Annotated in this window: 12 protein-coding genes, 1 pseudogene and 1 riboswitch; of the genes and pseudogenes, 7 read left to right on the forward strand and 6 right to left on the reverse strand. The window is 64.6% G+C overall.

Translation table 11 applies throughout. The features are described 5' to 3' along the window. Positions 1–8: 8 nt before the first annotated feature. Positions 9–398: a hypothetical protein gene (locus M5I08_RS12865; RefSeq protein ID WP_249762756.1), complete on the reverse strand. Its 390-nt coding sequence runs from the start codon at positions 396–398 to the stop codon at positions 9–11. On the opposite strand from M5I08_RS12865, the gene M5I08_RS12870 reads away from it, so the two are divergent. Further along, positions 322–798: a helix-turn-helix domain-containing protein gene (locus M5I08_RS12870; RefSeq protein WP_307728249.1), complete on the forward strand. Its 477-nt coding sequence runs from the start codon at positions 322–324 to the stop codon at positions 796–798. The two genes, M5I08_RS12865 and M5I08_RS12870, sit on opposite strands and share 77 nt — an antisense overlap. Positions 799–1,043: 245 nt before the next feature. Further along, entirely contained in the window at positions 1,044–1,802 is a 759-nt protein-coding gene (locus tag M5I08_RS12875; protein WP_219069040.1) for a glycosyltransferase family protein, read from the forward strand. Here M5I08_RS12875 and M5I08_RS26820 read toward each other — a convergent pair whose 3' ends face one another. From M5I08_RS26820 to pks2, 4 genes and pseudogenes are all read right to left on the reverse strand, one after another. After that, on the reverse strand, positions 1,803–3,065 hold the full coding sequence (locus M5I08_RS26820) for a glycosyltransferase (protein WP_370328641.1): 1,263 nt from the start codon (positions 3,063–3,065) through the stop codon (positions 1,803–1,805). Positions 3,066–3,380: 315 nt separating this feature from the next. After that, positions 3,381–6,383 (reverse strand): annotated as a pseudogene (locus tag M5I08_RS26825) (MMPL/RND family transporter); the annotation flags it as partial. Between the two features lie 45 nt (positions 6,384–6,428). Continuing rightward, complete coding sequence (locus tag M5I08_RS12885) at positions 6,429–7,868, reverse strand: condensation domain-containing protein (protein ID WP_307728248.1); 1,440 nt, start codon at positions 7,866–7,868, stop codon at positions 6,429–6,431. Next, entirely contained in the window at positions 7,859–14,209 is a 6,351-nt protein-coding gene (gene pks2, locus M5I08_RS12890; protein ID WP_219069036.1) for a sulfolipid-1 biosynthesis phthioceranic/hydroxyphthioceranic acid synthase, read from the reverse strand. The genes M5I08_RS12885 and pks2 overlap by 10 nt, the downstream gene beginning before the upstream one ends. 528 nt (positions 14,210–14,737) lie before the next feature. On the opposite strand from pks2, the gene M5I08_RS12895 reads away from it, so the two are divergent. From M5I08_RS12895 to M5I08_RS12905, 3 genes are all read left to right on the forward strand, one after another. Continuing rightward, positions 14,738–15,538, forward strand: a complete 801-nt coding sequence (locus M5I08_RS12895; protein ID WP_249762759.1) for a transposase family protein — start codon at positions 14,738–14,740, stop codon at positions 15,536–15,538. Between the two features lie 44 nt (positions 15,539–15,582). Then, positions 15,583–15,840: a hypothetical protein gene (locus M5I08_RS12900; protein WP_219068869.1), complete on the forward strand. Its 258-nt coding sequence runs from the start codon at positions 15,583–15,585 to the stop codon at positions 15,838–15,840. Positions 15,841–15,908: 68 nt separating this feature from the next. Continuing rightward, positions 15,909–16,078, forward strand: a riboswitch (M-box (ykoK) riboswitch). A 271-nt stretch (positions 16,079–16,349) separates the two neighbouring features. Beyond that, positions 16,350–16,580 carry an Rv1535 family protein gene (locus M5I08_RS12905; RefSeq protein ID WP_219068871.1) on the forward strand — a complete coding sequence of 77 codons (231 nt, stop codon included), beginning with the start codon at positions 16,350–16,352 and terminating at the stop codon, positions 16,578–16,580. Positions 16,581–16,702: 122 nt separating this feature from the next. Here the strand turns inward: M5I08_RS12905 and M5I08_RS12910 are convergent, their stop codons facing one another. After that, entirely contained in the window at positions 16,703–17,461 is a 759-nt protein-coding gene (locus tag M5I08_RS12910; protein ID WP_219068873.1) for a lipase family protein, read from the reverse strand. Positions 17,462–17,568: 107 nt separating this feature from the next. On the opposite strand from M5I08_RS12910, the gene M5I08_RS12915 reads away from it, so the two are divergent. Continuing rightward, positions 17,569–17,940: an amino acid-binding protein gene (locus tag M5I08_RS12915; protein ID WP_219068875.1), complete on the forward strand. Its 372-nt coding sequence runs from the start codon at positions 17,569–17,571 to the stop codon at positions 17,938–17,940. A gap of 250 nt (positions 17,941–18,190) precedes the next feature. Beyond that, positions 18,191–21,331 (forward strand): isoleucine--tRNA ligase, encoded by a 3,141-nt coding sequence (gene ileS / locus M5I08_RS12920; RefSeq protein ID WP_219068877.1) that lies wholly within the window; start codon positions 18,191–18,193, stop codon positions 21,329–21,331. The last annotated feature ends 58 nt before the right edge of the window (positions 21,332–21,389 follow it).

Genomic DNA, 21,389 nt, shown 5'->3' on the forward strand with positions numbered 1-21,389 from the left:
ACGTTACCTTAGGGCTCGCGCCCATAAGTTCGTCGGGGTCGTGTCCAGGCGGTTGGGTCGCCGAGGTAGAGGCCGCAGGCGGTGTCGAGGGCGTCTTCGGGTGAGCCTGCTGTGTGGCCGGTGGGTAGTACTGAGTCTTGGTAGCCGTTCTTGCTGGCCAGGTAGATCGCGAAGCCCCAGCGGGAGGCTGATCCGCCGTAACGCAGCCGCATCAGGCCGCCCGCCGACCGGATCACGTTGACCGGGCCGCAGCGGCGCGGACTGCGCCGCCTGGTGCGGGCCGGGCGCACCGAGCAACGCCTGGTCACGCGGGCCAAGATCGTGCTCGCCGCGGCCGAGGGAACCCCGAACGCGGTGATCGCAGCGTCGCTGCGGGTCTGTGCGGAGACCGTGCGCAAATGGCGGCGCCGCTGGTGCGCGGCGCCTGGGGCGGCCTCGCTGGGCGGTGCGAAACGCTGCGGGCGCCCGCCAGTGTTCACCGCGGCGCAGATCGCCCAGGTCAAAGCGGCCGCGCGCATCCCACCAGCCGATGCCGGGCTGGCGCTGTCCCGGTGGTCGTGCCCGGAACTGTGTCGGCTACGCCACCACGAGCGGAATCTGCGCTTCGATCTCACCGGTCATCGTCGGCCGCTGCGAAGACACCACCGGCATCGAGCCGTTTGCCCGGCTCGCCGCCCAGTTCCCCAACGCGATCCCGGTGCGCACTCCGGCGCATGCGTCCTGGCTCAATCAGATCGAGATCTACTTCTCTATCGTTCAGCGAAAAGTGCTCTCGCCCAACGATTTCACCGACCTTGACGCCATCATCGACCGCCTGAACGCCTTGGGGGCCAGCTACAACCAGTACGCACGGCCATTCAAATGGAAATTCACCACCACCGACCTCGACGAACTGCTAACCAGGCTCGACTGCCATCAACGCGAGCACAGGCCCCATCCGGCCCCGCGCCGCTTGAACGCCGCCCCGACGAATTTACGAGCGAGACCACTTAGTGCCGCGGATAGGGCTGCCCTACCGATGAATTGATGTGTACGGTGAGCCCGTGGCCCTGCTGATTACCGTGCCGGTGTTCGGACAGCATGAGTACACCCACGCGCTGGTGCGCGACTTGCAGCGGGAGGCCGCCGAGTATCTGATAGTCGATAACAGGGGTGACTATCCTAGGATCGGTGACGAGCGGGTGGAAACGCCCGGCGAAAACTTGGGGTGGGCCAGAGGTAGCGATCTTGGATTCCGAATCGCCTTCTCGGAGGGCTACTCCCACGCGATGACACTCAACAACGACACCCGCGTCTCCACGGGCTTCGTGGCCGGTTTGCTCGACCCGCGTCTCCCCGCTGACGCGGGGATCGTCGGGCCGATGGTTGACCGAGGGTTTCCGTGTGCCGAAGCTGAGCCGAAACCAGACGCCGCAGACTACGTTGCACGCCCGTTCTACCGAGCGGTTCCCGCCGTTGAGGGAACCGCACTTATGCTGTCGCAGGAATGCTGGCAGGATAGCGGCGGAATAGACCTACAATCGTTCGGGCGTTACGGCTGGGGTGTTGATCTCGATCTGGCGTTACGTGCGCGACGAGGCGGATACGGCGTTTACACGACCGAAATGGCGTATATCAACCATTTTGGGCGCAGAACCGCGAAAACACACTTCGGCAGCTGGCGCTATGAGTTGGGTGGAAACGTCGCCATGTTGCGAGGTCTGCGCAGAACCCATGGCGTCAGCGCGACCGTGGCAAGTGTGCGCCAGCTCGGGGTGACGCATGACCGGAAGTACCGCAAGCAATTTTCGCTGCACACCTAGCTAGCGCGCTGACCGCGTCCGATCGCCCGCAATACCCAAGCGCGCTGCATCTTCCAGCATGTCGGCCGCTGCGTCGACAGCATCCGCGGGTCTGGTCATCCGCGGGGCGAGCTCGCATGCGCGAGTGGCGTATTGCGGTTTGAGAATGCGGCGAAGCTCTGCCACCAGCGATTTCTCGGTCATGGCCGAGAATCGACGCGCCCTGCCGACTTTCAACCGTCTGACCGCGGTCGCCCAGACGGGCTGTTCGGCTCCGATCCACAGGATCAGTGCGGGAACCCCTGCCCGCATCCCTGCGGCTGTGGTGCCCGCGCCGCCGTGATGAACGACTGCACGGCAGGCAGGAAAGATCGCCGCGTGGCACACCGCGCCCATAATCTTCACCTCAGCCGTTTGTGGCACGTGATCGAAATCAGCCGCGTCCCAGCAGATCAGGGCGCGCTCGCCTAACTCGGCACAGGCCGCGCTGATCATGGCGACCTTCTCGCGTGGAGATTCGACGGGCATGCTGCCAAATCCGAAATAGATCGGCGGTGTTCCAGCAGCAATCCACGACGCGACCTCGTCGTCGGCATCCGTCGACAACTCCATCGTCAGAGATCCGACGAAAGGCCGTCGGCCGCCCCACTCGGCCGCCAGCCCGGGAAAGCAAAACGCTTCGTAAGCCTGAATTTCCAGTGCGCCGCGTTCGGTGAACCGTTGCGGCGAAGGTCCTGTTGCCTTCGGCAGGCCGAGTTCCTGGCGTTGTGCGTCCTCGGCTTCCTTGGTCATGCGCCACTGCAGCCACCAGATCGCCGAAATCGCGGAGCGAGTCAGCGGCGACGGCAGAACCGGAAGGAGATGCCCGTTGGGGCGTATCGGAAAATAATGCAGTGAAGCGAGCGGAACACCATGGTGTTCGGCGACATTGGCCGCTACCTCCTGGTAGAGCATTCCCGTTAATACCAGGTCCGCCCCTTCTGCAAGCAACGCCAGGCAAGCGCTCATCTCTGCCCAGCCGCGGGTTATGTACTCCTGGCCTGCACGTATCAGGCTGATCGGGTTCTGGATCCGCCAGAACTTGCGGAAGAAGTCCTCGCCGAGCTGCTCGGCGGAATCCGGCCCGTAGGCGACGGGTGCAAGCCCGACCGAGTCAACGAAGCCAAGTAAGTTGGGTGGAGCCGCCATACGCACTTCATGGCCCCGGCGCATCAGCTCCACGCCGACGGCGGCGCATGGCTCGATATCACCGCGAGTCCCATGCGCGGCCAGGACGAATTTCATCGAAGCTCGACTCAATTCAGTGTGGGGCCGACTGGTCACGATTATGGCCGGTTGCTGACCGTCCTCGACTTCGACTGCGAAAGTCGCATCTTTGGTAGGCCGACACCCGACGCATGGCGGCTCGTTGAGTTGATCTTCTTCGGATGACGCCTGTACCGGGGGCGTTTCAAGGATCCGGTTTTCGACCGGAGGGTCCAGTCCGTTCACCACGACGCGCTCTGGCGCCGAAGCGGTGCCGAACAGCGCCGGCGCGTGGGGCGCGCGGTCTTCCGCAATGCCGTCGGCGCTATGGGCCTGTCGATTGGCAGCACTCGGTGACGGGCGAACCGATTTGGGCACCCGCGGATGAACTCGTGACGGCCACCAGTTCGCATGGCCAGCCAGTGCCGCCACGGCCGGCACGGTGATGGTGCGAACCAGGAACGTATCGAGCAGGATTCCGACCCCGATGATGAAACCGATTTGGACCATGGTGGTGATGCTGGCGAACGTGAGGCCGAACATCGAAGCCGCGAAGATCAGACCCGCGGAGGTGATCACCGCGCCGGTCGAGCCCACCGTGCGGATGACACCGGAGCGCACGCCCCGATGCGATTCCTCACGGATACGGGAGATCAGCAGCAGGTTGTAGTCAGCGCCCACCGCGACCAACAGGATGAATGTCAGTCCGGGAGAGCTCCAATGCAATTCCTGGGCGAGGAGGAATTGGAAGACGATGACGCCGATGCCGAGCGCGGAAGCATAGGAGATCAGCACGGACAAGATCAGGTACAACGGCGCGACGATCGCTCGCAGCAGGGCAACCAAGATGAGCAGCACGATGCCAATGGTCGCGATGACGATGAATTCAATATCTTGATTGTAATAGTCACGCGTATCCCGGAGCCCGACCGTCATCCCCGTCATCGACACCTTGGCGTCTGCCAGGGCAGTATTCGGTTGAGCACTGCGCGCGGCATTGGTGATGGCGTTGATCTGGTCCATTGCCGCAGTGGAGAACGGGTTCAGTTTGGTCTGTATGAGAAAGCGTGTCGCGTGCCCGTCAGGTGACATGAATATGTCGGCGACGGTCTTGAAATCGTGCTGTTTCATTGCTTGCGGCGGAATGTAGAAGCCGGACATCGACTCCTTGGTTGCGCCATGCTTCATGGCCAGCAAGAACGCCGAGGAATCCCCGAGGCCGACGCCAATCTTTTTGGTCTGGTCGACCAAAAGCCGTACGCCGTCGGCCAATCGACGGCTGCCGTCGGCGAGTTTATCGGCGCCGTCTTGCAGTTCCGCCAGCCGTTCTTGCATGCCGCCTGCGTTGCCGGCGGAAAGCGAACTCATAGCGGCGGTGGCGGCGCGGATCGCACGGCGCAGGCCGTCGGCGGTCGACCGGAGCGTTTGCGCGTCCCGCGTCGACCGCAGCTTCGCAGCCAGATCGGACATCTTGTCGAGCGACCCGTCGTCGCTTGCGGCGACGATGCGCGACAACTGGTCGCGGGACTTTACGCACTGGGGGTCCAGCTCGCAGACCGGGTTCGCGTTCAGGGCGTTCATCAGCGGAGCGGCTCCCGCGGCGAAGTCGATGATGTCGGTGAGGCTCCCGCCGAGTGCATGCATGCTGGCGATGATTTGGGCGGCGTTATCGATGCTGCTCAGCGCTTCTTCGCCGCCGTTCTGGTTTTGTAAGGTAGTCAGAATGCCGACCAGCGCCTGGACGTTGTCCATGGATTGACCGACTTGGTTGCGCACGTCGCCGAGCGCGTCGGCCAGCTGGTCGGCGCCACCGGACAGCCGGTTAAGGTCTCCGTCGCGGTCGGCGATATGTTTGGAAGCGTCGTCGAGTTTGTCGCCGATGACGCCGGCCTGCCAAGTCGCCTTGGTTTGCTCAAGCAAGTCCCCCAGCGGCCGGGTCATGCCCCGCACCATCGCGACATCGGGCACTTGGGCCACCCGTGCGGCCATCAACTCCAGGTCGGCAAGGGCTTCCGGTGTCCGTAAGTCGTGTGGCGACTGGATGAAGAGATACTGAGGGAGGATTGAATTAACCGGCAAATGACGATCTAATGCCGCAAACCCGGCGGCGCTCTCGACGGAAGCCGGCAGCGTTTTGCGATCGTCGTAGTTGTAGCGGGCCAGGCTCGCGCAGCTGGCCAAGATGGCGAGCACGATCAAGCTGGCGACTAAATGGATTCGGGGCCGGCGGACTATCCGTATTCCGGAGCGTCGCCAGAAACGGTGGGTGAGGTCGCTTCGCGGCTTGATCCAGCCGCGCCGCCCGGCCAGCACGAGGAGGGCAGGAAGGAAGCTCACCGCAGCAAGGAAGGCAACGACGACGCAAATCGAAATCGCCGGTCCGACGGTGGCAAATATTTGCAGTCTGGAGAAGATCATTGCGAGGAAGGTCACTGCCACGGTGGCCGCCGAGGCGCCGATGACCTTGCCCACGGAGGTCAGGGCTTTCTTCACAGCGGTATCGGAATCCGCGCCCAATCTCACGTAGTCGTGATAGCGGCTGATCAGAAACACGCCGTAGTCTGTTCCGGCGCCGAAGATCACGCCCGTCATGAACACGATGGTCTCGCCGGTGATGCCAAGACCGAGTTCGCCCAACCCGGCGAGAATCCCCTGTGCGGTAGCGATGGAGACGCCGATCGTGACTAACGGGATCAGCATCGTCACCGGGTTTCGGTAGACGATGATCAGTATGAGCAGCACCATGATCGTGGTTCCGGACTCGATCAGGTGCATGTCCTTTTGACTGACGCCCATCAGGTCCGCGGTGGTTGCCGCCGGCCCGGTCAGGTTTGCGGTCAGGGCGGAATTTTTGACGGTTTTCCGGACGATCTCGCTGGCCTGTTGGTACGACGACGCGGCCTGGGGCGTGCCCAAGTCACCGTTGAGCACGACTGGGAGAGCCCAGACCTTGTTGTCCTTGCTCTGCAGTACCTCGCGCAGCTGCGGTACACCGAGGAAGTCCTGCACCGTCTGGACGTCCTTGGTGTGGCGCAACTTGTCGACCAGGGCGCTGTAGGTCTTTTCGTCGCCGGGACCTAACCCCTTCTCGTCGGTCAGGACCACCAACAGCGTGCTGCCAGAACCTGTTTCGTGAAACGCCTCGGCCATTTGTTTGCCGGTCACCACCACGGGGGCGTCGGTTGGAAGGGCTTCTGCCTGATGCCGTGCGGCTACCACTGCCAGCGGCGGCAGCGCAAGGAACAGGGCAGCCGCCAGCGCGACCCAGAACCCGATGACCGGCAGTGGCCATCGCACGACGACATTGCCCAGCCGGTGGAACGTCCCCCCGGCAGTAGCTCCGTCGGCTTCGTTCATCAGCCTCTCTGGCAGCGGGTTTTCACTTTTTGGTCTCCTGCGTGATCAGACTTGTGCACCGATGCGCAGCAGGCTGGCGAAATCGCGGCCCTCGGCGACGCGGGCACATACGGATTTCACCGTCTCGATGTAGCGGATCACCGATTCGCGGGCCACCGGGTTGTCCGGAAAGAACACCGCCATTGAGGTTTCGTCGAAGAGGCGTCCGACCGACATGTAAAGGTGTGCCGGAGTCCTGCCGTCGACGTACGTGCCGGCCTTCGCCCCATCCAACTGCGAGGTGACGATTGCGGAAAGGGGAGGGAGGCCACCGTCCATGTAGTTCAACATCGTGAAGTTCGGACCGGGCCGCCGAAGCCATGGTGCCAACTCTAGAACCCGGTCGAACGGCACATGCGCAAGCTCAGCGTTCGAATCGAACGAATTCTGCGCGGCACGGGCAGTCGCAGCGAATGATGCCGGATCGACAGGGACGGTGAGCGGGATCACGCCGGTGAACCAACCGGTTGTCATGAACTCGGTCGGGGTTCTTCGCTTGTCGGTAGGCGTTAGTCCGTAATATATTCTTTCGCCGGTCAATTCATATTGGGCCAGGGCGGCGGCGGCGAACAGGCCACCGCTGAATCGGGCGCTCGCTGCTATGCAGGCGGATTCGAATCGCGCGGTCTGCTGCCCATCCATCAGTGGTTCGACCACAACGTCACCGCCAGACCACCCCGATGGATCACCAAGTGGCAGCGGAAAGTTCGGTAAGGTCCCGTCGTTATGCTCGGCGAATTCGATCCATCTGCGCACCTCAGGGGAGTCCGGGGTCAGGGCCGAGGTGAACCGCCGGTGCCGCACGCAGTAATCCTCGTAGCTACCCGCGGGCGGCAGTGAATTGGGCGCGGCCCCTCCGACCAGCGCCCCGTACCTGAGATACACCTCCATGTACAGCAGCCCCAGCAGCGTGGGATCGCAGTGGAGATGATCGACGATCGCGTAGAACGTGAAGTGGTCGGCGTGCTGGATGACTCCGAAACTGAAGCAATCCCAATCCAGCGGGCTGGGCGTGTCCAATACGTGCTTCTGCCATTCTTTCGGCGTCATCTCGCCATGCTTAGTTGGGACGAACTCGATGTCTGCCGGATCGGCGATGGTGTGCCTGACAACGCGGTCCATACCCTCGTATTCGAACCAACTGCGGTAGGTGTCGTGTCGGCGAAGATGTGCATTGATGATGTATGTAAGGGCACGAATGTCACCGCGGCCCGGGCGATCCCAGGAGCCCATCACCAACCTCGAGTAGTCGAGCCCGCGGGCGGCGAACTCGCAGAATCCGCGCAGATGCTGAACCTGCATGTAGCTGGCAGGCGCGGTATTTATCGGCGCTTGTCGGGCCTTCTCGAGTGAGGCGGGCGTCGGATGCCAGGACACGACCGAACCCGACCCGGGCAGCCACACATCGACCGTTCCTACTTCCACCGACCCTGCGCCTATGAACACCGTGACTCCTCTAGCTCGGACCGTTGGTTCAACGGACAGCTCGACCCAGGAACCGCCGCTGACGGCGGCGCCGAAACCTCCTGGATGGGCGCAAGCTTTTCGCACAGCAAGTCTGCCAAGCCGCGCACGGTAGTGATATCGGTGGAGGTGATCCGTATCCCGGTCTCGGCCTCCATGCGGGTCCGCAATTCGAGGTTGCCTAACGAGTCGACGCCGTACTCCGACAGCGGTCGGTCCGGATCGACGCTGCGGCGCAGGATCCGGCTGATCTGGTCGGAGATCATGCGCCGCAACCGGGCGGGCCACTCCTCGATAGGCAACGTCTTCAGCTCGGCAAGGAATTCGCTGGCGCCCCTTCGGCTTTGCCCGGCGGATTTGAACGCTTCAGCGAATGGGCTGCGTTGGGCGAAGGCGGTCAGCCATGGCGTCCCGATCGTCGGGGCATACCCGGCATAGGTGCGGTCGTGGCGCAGCAAGGCATCGAACGCGTACGCGCCCTCGTCGGGAGTGATTGCGGCCTCGGCACTTTCGGCCAGCGCTGTGGCGCGGCCGATTTCCGCCCATGCACCCCACGCGATCGTGGTGGCCGGCAAGCCCTGAGCGCGGCGCCAGTGACTGAAGGCGTCCAGCCAGCTGTTGGCCGCCGCATATGCGCCCTGGCCGGGTGAGCCGACCAGCGCGGCGGCCGATGAGAACGAGCAGAACCAGTCCAGCGGCGCAGTGGCCGTGGCTTGGTGTAGATTCCATGCGCCGTAGACCTTGGGCGCCCAGTCACGCGCGATGAGCTCATCGGTGATGTTGGTCAGCGTGGCGTCTTCGACCACCGCCGCGGCGTGCAGAACCCCGCGCACAGGACGCCCGGTCGTGGTTGCCGCTGCCACTAGTCGTTCTCCAGTGCCGGGTTCGGCGATATCGCCGCAGTGCACGATGACCTCGGCGCCGATAGCGCGGATGAGCTCGATGGTCTCCAGAGCTTTGAGCGTTGGCTGCGACCGCGAGGACAACACGATCCGACCGCAACCGGCCGCTGCGATTTTCTCGGCGAGGAACAGTCCAAGGCCGCCGAGGCCGCCGGTGATGATGTAGGCCCCGTCGGCACGGAACGCGTGAGCCTGCTGTGGGGGCACCACAACGCGGACGCTGCCGGTGCGCGGAATGTCGAGCACCAGCTTGCCGGTGTGTTGGGCACCGCCGATAGTCCGGATTGCACTGGCCGCGTCTGCCAGTGGGTAATGCGTGTTCTGCGGTAGTGGCAGCACACCGTCAGCGGTCAGTCGGTAGACCGTGTCCAGCAGATTCCGCACCTTTTCCGGGTGGCTGATGGACATCAAGCCGAGATCGACCGCGTAGAACGTCAGGTTGCGCCGGAACGGGAAGAGCCCCAATCGGGTGTCGCCGTAAATGTCGCGTTTGCCGATCTCGACGAATCGCCCGCCCAGTGCCAGCAACTCGATGCCCGCGCGTTGTGCCGCGCCGGTGACCGAGTTGAGCACGATGTCGACGCCGTATCCGTCGGTGTCGCGGCGGATCTGTTCGGCGAACTCGACGCTGCGTGAATCATAAATATGCTCGATACCCTTGCTAAGCAACAGTTTTCGACGGTCATCGCTGCCAGCGGTGGCGAAGATCTCGGCTCCGGCGTTGCGGGCGATGGCAATTGCCGCCTGGCCGACCCCGCCGGTAGCCGAGTGGATAAGCACCCGGTCACCCTGACCGATTCGGGCCAGATCATGCAGGCCGTACCAGGCCGTGGCGTGTGCGGTAGTGATCGCTGCGGCCTGCCTGTCGGTCAGGGCCGGCGGAAGGGTCACGGCCAGGCGCGCATCACAGATGACGAATGTGCCCCAGCAACCGTTGGCGGATATCCCGCCGACATGATCACCGACTTGGTGCGCGGTGACACCTGGTCCAACCGCACTCACCACGCCGGCGAAGTCGGTGCCGGTCTGGGGCAGGTGTCCCTCGAAGCTCGGGTAGCGGCCGAAGGCGAGCAGCACGTCGGCGAAGTTGATGCTGGAGGCGCTGACGGCGACTTCGATCTCGCCGGGCCCCGGTGCGATACGGTCAAAAGCGGTCAGTTCCGCCGATTCCAGATCGCCAGGAGCGCGGATCTGCAGTCGCATCCCGTCGTGTTCGGGATGCAGGACCCTAGTTTGCCGGTCCACTGGGCGAAGCGGGGTCTGGCTCAACCGGGCGGTGTACCACTGGCCGTTGCGCCAGGCGGTCTCGTCCTCCTCCGAGCCGCTGATCAGTTGACGGGCCAGTTGCTCGACGTCGCTTGTGTTGTCGATATCGATGTGCGTCGGGCGCAGATGCGGGTGCTCGGCGCCGATGACCCGGATCAGACCACGCAGTCCGGCCTGCTCCAAGTTGGGTCGATCGCCGGCCAGTACGGTCTGCGCATTGCGGGTCACGACATACAACCGAGGCGGCTCACCCGGGATATCCGGCAACTCACCGGCAATTCGCACCAGGTGCGCCACCTGCTCTTCGCCGCGGGATGCAGAGAGTTCGGCGGCGCTGGGGTCCTGCGGTCCGGTCACCACCACGACGCCGGCGAACCGGCGCGCGGCAAGGTTCGAGCGAAGCAATTCCGCGTTAGACCCGTGGTCGGCCCCCGGTGCCCAACTCACCGTCGTAGATTCCGCGCCACGAAGTTTCAACGAATTCGTCAACCCGATGGCCACCTCGTCGTCAGTCGCCGAGGCGCGCAACAGCAGCCACGCTCCCGGTTCGGCATTGGCGGCTTCGGGCAATGTTCGCTGCTGCCATTCGATGGTCAGCAGCCGTTCACCCAGCATCCGGTTGCGGTCGTCGGCCTCCGATGTCCCGGTGCCCAATTGCAGCCCGCGAACGGCCAGGGACACCGTGCCGTGTTCGTCCAAGATGTCGAGGTCAGCCTCGACTCCGGTGGCGTTGGCCGAGGTCACCCGTGTGTAGCAGTAGCGAGCGTTGCGGCTGGCACCGTAGGCGCGCAGTCGCCGCACGCCCAGCGGCAACAGGAGGCCGCCGCTGGTTGCGCTCTGGACGTCGGGATGGACTGCGACGGACTGGAAACAGGCGTCCAGCAGGGCAGGATGCACGCCGTAGGCGTCCTGCTGTGAACGGATCGAACGGGGCAGTGCCACCTCGGCTAGCACGGTGTCGACGGCTTCCTCGCCGACACACGCGGCAGCCAGGCCGGTGAACGCCGGACCGTACTGAATCCCGCGCTCGTCGAACCACCGTCGCATCTCGTCGCCGTCGATGCGGCGCGGATGCGCGTCCAGCAACGCGGCCAAATCGTGCGAGGGCGGCTCGTCGACATCGGCGGCATGCAAGACCGCGGTGGTTCGTCGGATGTGTTCGCCGTCCCGGTCCGTCTCGACCTGGAAGTCGATGACGCCCGGCGACACGACCGAGGCGGTGGCATGGACGGAAGTCTTCTCGTCGAGCAGCAGCATCTGCTCGAAGCGGACGTCGCGAACCCCGGACGCCTCACCTACGGTGGTGCGCGCCGCAGCCAGCGCCATCTCGCAGTATGCAGCCCCAGGCAGGGCGGCCACGTTGTGGATCTGATGGTCACCGAGCCACGGAAGCGTCTCGGTGCCGACCTCAGCCTCCCATGCGTGACGCTGCGGCTCTTCGCATAAGCGGACATGCGCGCCCAGCAGCGGATGCACCGACATGGTCCGGCCGCCGTGTGTCGGGGCGCTTTGACCGTCGCGGCTCAACAGCAACGGACGATGCGTCCAGGTCGGCAACGGCGCGTCCACCAGCTGCCCATGCGGGTAGAGGATCGAGAAGTCCACCGCGGCGCCCGCGCAGTGTAGATCCGCCAGGAGGGCGCGTAATCCATTGGGAAGGGCTTGCTCGCGGCGCATGCTGGCGAGTGCGGCCACCGTCATGTCGAGGCTGCTCGCGGTCTGCTCGACGGCATGGGTGAGCAGGGGGTGTGGTGCCAGCTCTGCAAAGACCCGGTGTCCATCTTCGAGCGCTGCTTGCACGGCCGCGGCGAACCGCACGGTGTGGCGCAGGTTTTCGGCCCAGTAGTCGGCGTCGCATACGAGCTGGTCCCGTGGGTCGAACAGTGTCGCCGAGTAGTACGGAACCGTCGGGGTCCTGGGTTTGAGGTCGGCGAGGACGTTGACCAGATCGTCGAGGATCGGATCGACTTGGGGGGAGTGTGAGGCGACGTCGACGGCCACCTCGCGGGCCATCACGTCGCGTTGCTCCCAGTTCGCGACGAGCTCGCGGATCGATTGGGCGGCGCCGCCGATCACCGTGGACTTCGGGGAGGCCACCACCGCGACGACGACGTCGTCGACGCCACGAGCCGTCAGTTCTCGTAAAACGTCCTGGGCCGGCAATTCCACCGATGCCATCGCGCCGGCGCCGGCAATCGTTGACATCAGCTGCGAGCGGCGGCAGATGACCCGGACCCCGTCTTCCAACGACAGCGCTCCGGCGACGACAGCGGCTGCCGTCTCACCGAGAGAATGCCCGATGACTGCGCCTGGGCGCGCCCCGATGGACTTCAGGGTGGCGGCGAGCGCGACCTGCATGGTGAACAGGGCTGGCTGGACCCGGTCGATACCGGCGACAGTCAGCGGCGCCGAGATCGCCTCGGTCACCGAGAAGCCGGACTCACGGGCGATCAGTGGTTCGGCCTCGGCGACGGTAGCGGCGAACACGGGTTCGTTGGCCAGTAGCTCAGCGCCCATCGCTGCCCATTGCGAGCCCTGTCCGGAGAACACCCATACCGGTCCCCGGTCGTCCTGCCCGACCGCCGGCAAATACGCAGTGTCGCCGTCGGCCACCTCCCGCAACGCCTGGGCCAGCGACTCGGTGGTGCTAGCTGTCACGGTGGCCCGCACCGACCGATGCCCACGTCGACGGGCGAGGGTATAGGCCAGATCCGGCAGGGCGACATCGCTGGCGTGTGCCTCCACCCAGTCGGCCAGTCGCCCGGCCGTACGGCGCAGTTCTTCGGCTGAGCTGGAAGACAACGCGAACACCGGTGCTGCGGCGCTCTGGGACGCGGTCACCTCGTCACGCGCTGCGGCGGATTCCGGAGCCTGTTCGAGGATGGCGTGCACGTTGGTTCCGGACAGCCCATACGCCGACACCGCAGCGCGCCGCGCGTGGCCGCCGTTGGTCGGCCACCGCGTTGTCGCTTGCGGTACAAACATTTTCGTGTCGATCTGGGCTAATTCATCGGGCAGCCGGGTGAAGTGCAGGTTCTGCGGGACCACACCGTGTTGCAACGCCAGAACCGTTTTGACCAGGCCCAGTGCCCCCGATGCCGCTTGGGTATGGCCGAAGTTGGTTTTCACTGAAGCCAGCGCGCAGGGGCCATCGACGCCGTAAACGTTTGCCAGGCTGGTAAATTCGATGGGATCGCCCACCGGAGTGCCGGGGCCGTGCGCCTCGACCATGCCGATGGTGCGAGCGTCCACACCTGCGGCAGCTAGCGCCGCGCGATACACCACGGTTTGGGCATCCGCAGACGGGGTCGCAATATTTACGGTCCGACCGTCCTGATTGGCCGCGGTGCCACGCAGCACCGCCAAGACCCGGTCGCCGTCGCGCAGCGCGTCGGAGAATCGCTTGAGCAACACCACGACAGCACCCTCGCCGGGCACGAACCCGTCTGCGGCGGCGTCGAATGCGTGGCAACGTCCGGTCGGCGACAGCATGCCCTGAGCCGATCCGGAGGAGAATTTCCGCGGGTCCAACATCACGGTGGCGCCGCCGGCGAAGGCAAGGTCGCATTCGCCGTCGTGCAGGCTGCGACACGCCATGTGCACCGCGAGCATACTAGAAGAGCATGCCGAGTCGATAGTGAGTGCTGGTCCGTGAACCCCCAGAGCGTAGGCGATACGCCCAGACGCGAGGCTGAAGGCGGTCCCGGTGAAGCCGTACGGCCCCTCCAACGAGTGCGCATCGGCGGCCAGCAACTGGTAGTCGCCGTGGGTCAGTCCAATGAAGACACCGGTCAGCGAGTTGGCGAGCGCTGCCGGAGTCAGACCGGCGTGCTCCATGGCTTCCCACGAGGTTTCCAGCAGCAAGCGGTGTTGCGGATCGATTGCCGTCGCTTCCCGCTCGTTGATCCCGAAGAACTCGGAATCGAAGCCGGCAACGTCGTCCATGAAGGCGCCCCACCGGGACACCGATCGGCCTGGCACACCGGGCTCGGGGTCGTAATACTCATCGGCGTCCCACCGGTCGGGCGGAATCTCGCTGATCAGGTCATCGCCGCGGAGCAAAGCCTCCCATAATTGGTCCGGCGATTCGATGCCTCCGGGAAGTCGGCAAGCCATCCCGATGATAGCGATTGGGGTTGCAGAAGTTTTGTTCATAATGAGCAAATGCATTGGCCGGACCGCGGGCTGAGCGGGCGTTCGTCGAGCGCAAAAAAGATACGCAATTCCCCTCCTATTAGCAACACTTGTAGCAACATTTCCGGCACAGCAAAGCGAACGTGCCCGCAGCGTGAGTCACGCCATGACCGCATCCGGGCGGTCATGGCGTGACGTGCACGTTAATACCGCCGACATCGCCGGTTCACCCTTTATGCACGTCAGCGAGGTGGATACGGCGGGAACGCTATTAGACACGGGTCGGTAGCGCATCTCCGCCGGCGCAACGTTACCAGATCACAAATTTTTACAGGACCTCATTCGCCGCTCATGTCCACAGCCGCGCCGTTATCTATCATACAGGTGCCTTTCTTGAGTTTCGCAGTTTGATCAGTGAGGTTTTCTCACTTGGGGCTCGTGAGTCTGGTGTGACTGGAGTTTTCGGCGTGTCGTAGTGGCTGGGCGTGGGGTCCTTGCTCAAGGATTCGGTTTCGACGAGGAAACCCGCTCCGCTGCAAAGGACCCCACGTGTTCACCTACTCTGCCATCTGCGACGTGCCGGAGGAAACCCTGCTGCATGTGACCGCGCTGCTGCACGTTCACCGGCGCGAGATCAGAACGCGGGCCGGGCGGCGGTCGGGTACGGTGCGCACGCAGGCCAAGCTGGTGCTGCGGTGGTTCCGCGACGACGCCCCGATCCGGTTGTTGGCGATGGAGGCCGGGCTGCCGATCTCCACCAGCTACCGCTATCTGCACGAGGCGATCGACGTGATCGCCGAACAAGCTCCTGACCTGCACGAAGTGCTCGACCGGGCCAAGGCCGAACAGTGGTCGCACGTGACGCTGGACGGGACGCTGATCGCCATCGACCGGGTGGACGAGCGCAACGAGGCCGGCCATCACCGGTGGTATTCGGGCAAGCACAAAACCCAGGGCGGCAATGTGCAGATACTGGCCGACCCGGGCGGGTTCCCGGTGTGGTCGAGCGAGGTCGAGCCGGGCAGCGTGCACGACATCACCGCCGCCCGCGCGCACTGCCTGGGCGCGCTGTACAAGTCCGCGGCCGACGGGGTGCCGACGCTGGCCGACAAGGGCTACGAAGGAGCGGGGATCGGGGTGCACACTCCGGTCAAGGGCCGCGGCCTGGCCGTGGAGAATCAGAGCTACAACATGCTGCTCACCGCGGCGCGTGCCATCGGTGAACGCGCCAACGCCGAACTCAAACAGCGTTGGCGCTGCCTCCGTCGAATCCGCCTGTGTCCAACCAGGATTGGCGCAGTTGTTGCCGCCGCGATCGTACTATCGACTCTCCAACGCGGAAATTACTGAGAAAACGTCAGTGTGGCGGGTGTGCTTTTTGGGGTGATTGTGACTTGATCGGCGTGTTGTCCCGGTCGGCGACGTTTGCGATGTTCACGCTGCTGGCAGCCGGGCTTGTCGCCCGCACTATGGGGCGCACCGTAGCCGGCATGCCCGCCGGTGCGGGAATGGCCGCGCTGGTGTCGTTTCACTCGGCCTGCCGGTTGTTCTCCACCTACCGCCGGGACAGCCGACCGATTGCGGCGGTCTGTGGGCTTAAGGTGCCGGGCCCTGCCGGTTACGAACTCATAACGGCTGGTCAGGTGCCCTAACGGCGCTCAGCAAGTTCTTGGGCGCGGTGAATTGACCCGGGGGCGATGTTCGTGCATCATCGACGGGGTAAGCACCTCGTTAGGCGAGGCGTCTGCACGGATACAGGCCACTGACCCCGAACGTCGAGAGACGCCCAGGGTCAGGACAGCTCCTCCCGGCTTAAGGGTTGAGCCCAAGTGGCTTCCGGAGTTTCCGGATACGGCGTGCAGTGCCGAAGCTCTACGAGTGGGGTGCGGTTCCCGAGGTCATCGGGTTTCCTGTGCTCCTGCTTGCGTATGAATTGTGCGGTGATCCGCACATGGCGCGACCCAAGGAGGTGAGGGACGAATGAGTTCCAGTTCTAGCCCGGATCGAGATCCGGGCTGTGTGTCGTCCCGATCCGGTCTCCGGCGCGCCGCTTCAAGCTGAGCCATCTCTGGGCTCGCCAGCAGCTCGCCTCATCGGACGCCGTTTCGGACGGACATCGAATCCCATTATGCCCGTTTGACTTTCCGCTGAGGAGGCGACTATGACCGCTGTACTGTACGACGAAGTGGTAACGGCGACGCCCGCACGCCGGCTCAGGGCAGTACCTGCCCCGGCGCCGACGCCCGTGCCCAAGCCGGCCTCCAGGTGGCCCGAACATCGGCTGGTCGGCGGCGACCCGTTGGTCATGGGTGCCGCTCGGTTGCTCTGCGTTCCGTTGCGTCAGCTCTACGCCGCACTGTGGCGCGTCGGCGTGCTGGAGGTTGGCGCCTAACCTAACCAAACACCTGGCGCTCCCGGCACTTGAGGTGGTTTGACCCTCGGTGCCGGGAGCGAGCGTCGTCATTGCCCGCTTCCTCAGCCCTCCGCTGCGCGGAGCGCATCGTCATCGGGCGGTCATTGCTGGGTGGCGATGAGCGCCGAAAGTCCGTTCTGGTAGGCGGTCAGGCTGTGTCGCGACCCGACCTGGACCGGCCCGCCGCTGTCGACGGTGATTTGGGCGCCGACATGCACATAGGGCGTCGGGGGTAGGTACGGCACGACGTCGAGAAACTTCACTCCCCGGAAACAGCTTTCAATCGCGGCGTTGAAAGGGTCGGCAAAGTCAGGCAGTCCGACCCGCGGGCCCGCGAAGGCGATAAGCCGAGGTTCGATCGTCGGCGGCGTGTTTCGGAAGATGTCCGGCGCCGCGAGCACGGCCAGCGCCGCGCCCAGGCTGTGCCCGGTGATCAGGATCTGATCGCAGCCGGCGGTCGCGGTGGCCAACTTCGCGGCAATGCTTTGCCGGACGAGTTCGTACACGTCCTGAAAGCCGGCGTGCACCTGACCGAATCCTCTTACCGGCAGATAGGCGCCAGGGATGGCGTCGAGGTCGGCGAGCCAATCCTCGACGTCGGCGGTGCCGCGAAAGGACACAACTGCGCTGCGAGTCGTCGGATTACGGCCCATCAGCCCGAAAATGTTGGTGTTTTTGGTCATCGCAGTCACGGCGGGGTGCGGGTTCGTCATCGAGTTGAGCACCACGCCATCAGCCTGGATCAGACTGGTCTGCGCGTAACCGGTCGGGAGGGTGGATTGGCTCCCGCCCATCACTGGGTACGCCGCCTGCGCCAGCGGCAGAACCACGTCGCGGGCAAACGCCGCGTCGAACGCCACAGCCGAAGTGCAAGAAAGCTGCTGCCGATTTCGTGGGTCTTTACTCCGCCTGGCCGCGGTAGCGTGGACAGACGATCCGCCCAGACCTGGTGCGAAGGGAGCGCGTTGTGGCGACTGATCTAACACTCTATCTCGACGACGAGCCCGGCGAGCTGGCCCTAATCGGGGACGCGTTGGGCAAAGCGGGCGTCAACATCGCCGGCCTGTGCGCCCTGGTCAGCGGGGGACAGGCAGAGGTGCACATTCTGGTGCACGATGCCACCGCCGCATTCGAAGCGCTGCAGGGCGCCGGCATCAAAATCGCCGCGGAGCAAGAGGTGATCGTGCTCGACATTAAAGACCGTCCCGGCGCGCTCGGCGAAGTCGTCCACAAGCTCGGTGCCGCGAAAATCAACCTGGAAACCGCCTATCTGGCCACCAACACCCGCTTGGTGCTCGGCGCCGACAATCTCGCCGACGCCAAGGCCGCGCTGGCCTGACGTTGATTTGCGTGCGCCCCGTAGAATCTTCTGCAGCGGCGTCGATCCGGCCATCACCGGGGAGCCTTCGGAAGAACAGGCTTAGTACCTAACGGCACGGCTCAAGTAGACCCGAACGGGTAGGCCCGTCACCGCCGTCAACGAGCGGTCGCGCTCCGGCGCGGCAACGCGGGGTGGTACCGCGGCGCTTGCGCACACAGCGCTTCGTCGTCCCCGGGCCTGACAGTGGCACGAGGAGACGACGCGCGCAGTGACCGACAACGCCTATCCCAAGCTGGCCGGCGGCGCACCTGACTTGCCGGCACTCGAACTCGAGGTCCTCGACTACTGGACGAGCGACGACACCTTTCGGGCCAGCGTTGCTCTGCGAGCTGACGCCCCGGAGTACGTGTTCTACGACGGCCCGCCGTTCGCCAACGGCCTACCGCACTACGGGCATCTGCTCACCGGCTACGTCAAGGACATCGTGCCGCGGTATCGCACCATGCGCGGTTACAAGGTGGAACGCCGCTTCGGCTGGGACACCCACGGGCTGCCGGCCGAACTCGAGGTCGAGCGGCAGCTCGGGCTCACCGACAAATCCCAGATCGACGCGATGGGCATCGCCGCGTTCAACGAAGCGTGCCGCGAATCGGTGTTGCGCTACACCGACGAGTGGCAGGCTTATGTGACCCGTCAGGCCCGCTGGGTCGACTTCGACAACGACTACAAGACACTCGATCTGCCCTATATGGAATCGGTGATCTGGGCGTTTAAGCAGCTGTGGGACAAGGGCTTAGCGTACGAGGGCTACCGCGTGTTGCCGTACTGCTGGCGCGACGAAACCCCGCTGTCCAACCATGAGCTGCGGATGGATGACGACGTCTACCAGAGCCGGCAGGACCCGGCGATCACCGTGGGATTCCGCATCGCGGTGAGCGATGCAGAAGACCTCGTCGGCGCGCACTTGCTGGTGTGGACGACGACACCATGGACCCTGCCGTCGAATCAGGCGGTCGCCGTCAACCCTGACGTCACCTATCTGCAGGTACGAGCGGGGGAGCGTCGTCTGGTTTTGGCCGAGGCCCGACTGGCCGCCTATTCGCGAGAGCTGGGCGATGAGCCGGAGGTGCTGGGCACTTACCGCGGCAGTGCTCTGGTGGGCCTGCGCTACCTGCCGCCGTTCCCGTATTTTATGGACTCGCCCAACGCTTTTCGGGTGCTCGGCGCCGAGTTTGTGACCACCGAGGACGGCACCGGCATTGTGCACATGGCACCGGCCTACGGCGAAGACGACAAGGACGCCGGTGACAAGGCCGGCATCGTGCCGGTGACACCCGTCGACGCCAAGGGCCGCTTCGACGCCACCGTTCCCGACTATCAAGGGCAGCACGTCTTCGACGCCAACCCGCACATCATCCGGGACCTGAAAAACCACAGCGGTCCGGCCGCGGCCAATGGTGCGGTGCTGATCCGCCACGAAACCTATGAGCACCCCTATCCGCACTGCTGGCGCTGCCGCAATCCGCTGATCTACCGCGCGGTGTCGTCGTGGTTCGTCAAGGTCAGCGAATTCCGCGACCGGATGGCCGAGCTGAATCAACAGATCACCTGGTATCCCGAGCACGTCAAGGACGGTCAGTTCGGCAAGTGGCTGCAGGGTGCCCGGGACTGGTCGATCTCGCGAAACCGTTACTGGGGCACGCCTATTCCGGTCTGGGTCTCTGACGACCCGGCCTATCCGCGGATCGACGTCTACGGCAGCCTCGAGGAGTTGGAGCGCGACTTCGGCGTGCGACCGGACAACTTGCACCGGCCCTATATCGACGAGCTCACCCGGCCCAACCCCGACGACCCGACCGGGCGGTCGGCGATGCGGCGCATCGCCGACGTTTTCGACGTGTGGTTCGACTCCGGGTCCATGCCCTATGCGCAGGTGCACTACCCGTTCGAGAACCGCGACTGGTTCGAGACGCACTACCCCGGCGACTTCATCGTCGAGTACATCGGGCAGACCCGCGGCTGGTTCTACACGCTGCATGTGCTGGCCACCGCGCTGTTCGATCGGCCCGCGTTCAAAACCTGTGTGGCGCATGGGATCGTGCTGGGCAGCGACGGACAGAAAATGAGCAAATCGCTGCGCAACTATCCCGACGTCAGCGAGGTGTTCGACCGCGACGGTTCCGATGCCATGCGCTGGTTTTTGATGGCCTCCCCGATCCTGCGCGGCGGAAACTTGATTGTGACCGAACAGGGTATCCGCGACGGGGTTCGCCAGGTGCTGCTGCCGTTGTGGAACGCGTACAGCTTCTTGGCCCTCTACGCGCCCAAAGCCGGTACCTGGCGCACCAATTCGCCGCATGTGCTGGATCGCTACATCCTGGCGAAATTGGCGGCGTTGCGCGACGAGCTGACCGATGGGCTCGATGTCTGCGACATCTCCGGGGCATGTGAGCAGCTGCGCCAGTTCACCGAGGCGTTGACGAATTGGTATGTGCGACGGTCTCGCTCGCGGTTCTGGGGAGAGGACCCGGATGCGATCGACACTTTGCACACCGTGCTCGAAGTAACCGCGAGGCTGGCCGCGCCGCTGCTGCCATTGACCACCGAGATCATCTGGCGCGGTGTCACCGCCGAGCGTTCGGTGCACCTGACCGATTGGCCGGAAGCGCAGGTGCTGCCTGCCGACGCTGGGCTGGTCGCGGCGATGGACCAAGTGCGCGAGGTGTGCTCGGTGGCATCGTCGTTGCGCAAGGCGAAGAAGCTGCGGGTGCGGCTGCCCCTGCCGAAACTGACGGTGGCCGTGGACAATCCACGGCGACTGGAACCATTCGCCGATCTGATCGCCGACGAGCTCAACGTCAAGGAGGTCGAGCTCACCGACGATATCGACCGCTACGGTCGCTTTGAGCTGACCGTCAACGCCCGGGTGGCCGGCCCGCGACTCGGCAAGGACGTGCAGGCGGCGATCAAAGCGGTCAAAGCCGGCCAGGTCGTCGTCAACGCCGACGCGACGGTGACCGTTCGTCCTGTGGCCAGTGCGAGTGCTGTCGTGCTGCAACCCGACGAGTACAGCTCGCGGCTGGCGGCCGCCGACCCGGACTACACCGCTCCACTGCCGGGCGGGGCTGGGCTGGTGGTGTTGGACGCCGCGGTGACGCCCGAGCTGGAGGCCGAGGGCTGGGCGAAGGACCGCATCCGCGAGCTGCAGGAGTTGCGGAAATCGACCGGGCTGGACGTCTCCGACCGGATCCGCGTGGTGATGTCGGTGCCGCCGCAGCGCGCCGACTGGGCCGGAACACATCGCGACCTGATCGCCGGGGAAATTCTGGCCACCAGCTTCGAGTTCGGTGAGCCAGTCGATGCGGTGGAAATCGGTGACGGCGTCCGCGTTTCAGTGACCAAGGCGTGACGCCGAGATCGACGCTAGCGCACAGAACAGCCAAAAATTCTGCACTGCCGTCGAAATC

Source organism: Candidatus Mycobacterium methanotrophicum, from assembly GCF_023515995.1.
GTDB classification, from domain to species: Bacteria; Actinomycetota; Actinomycetes; order Mycobacteriales; family Mycobacteriaceae; genus Mycobacterium; species Mycobacterium methanotrophicum.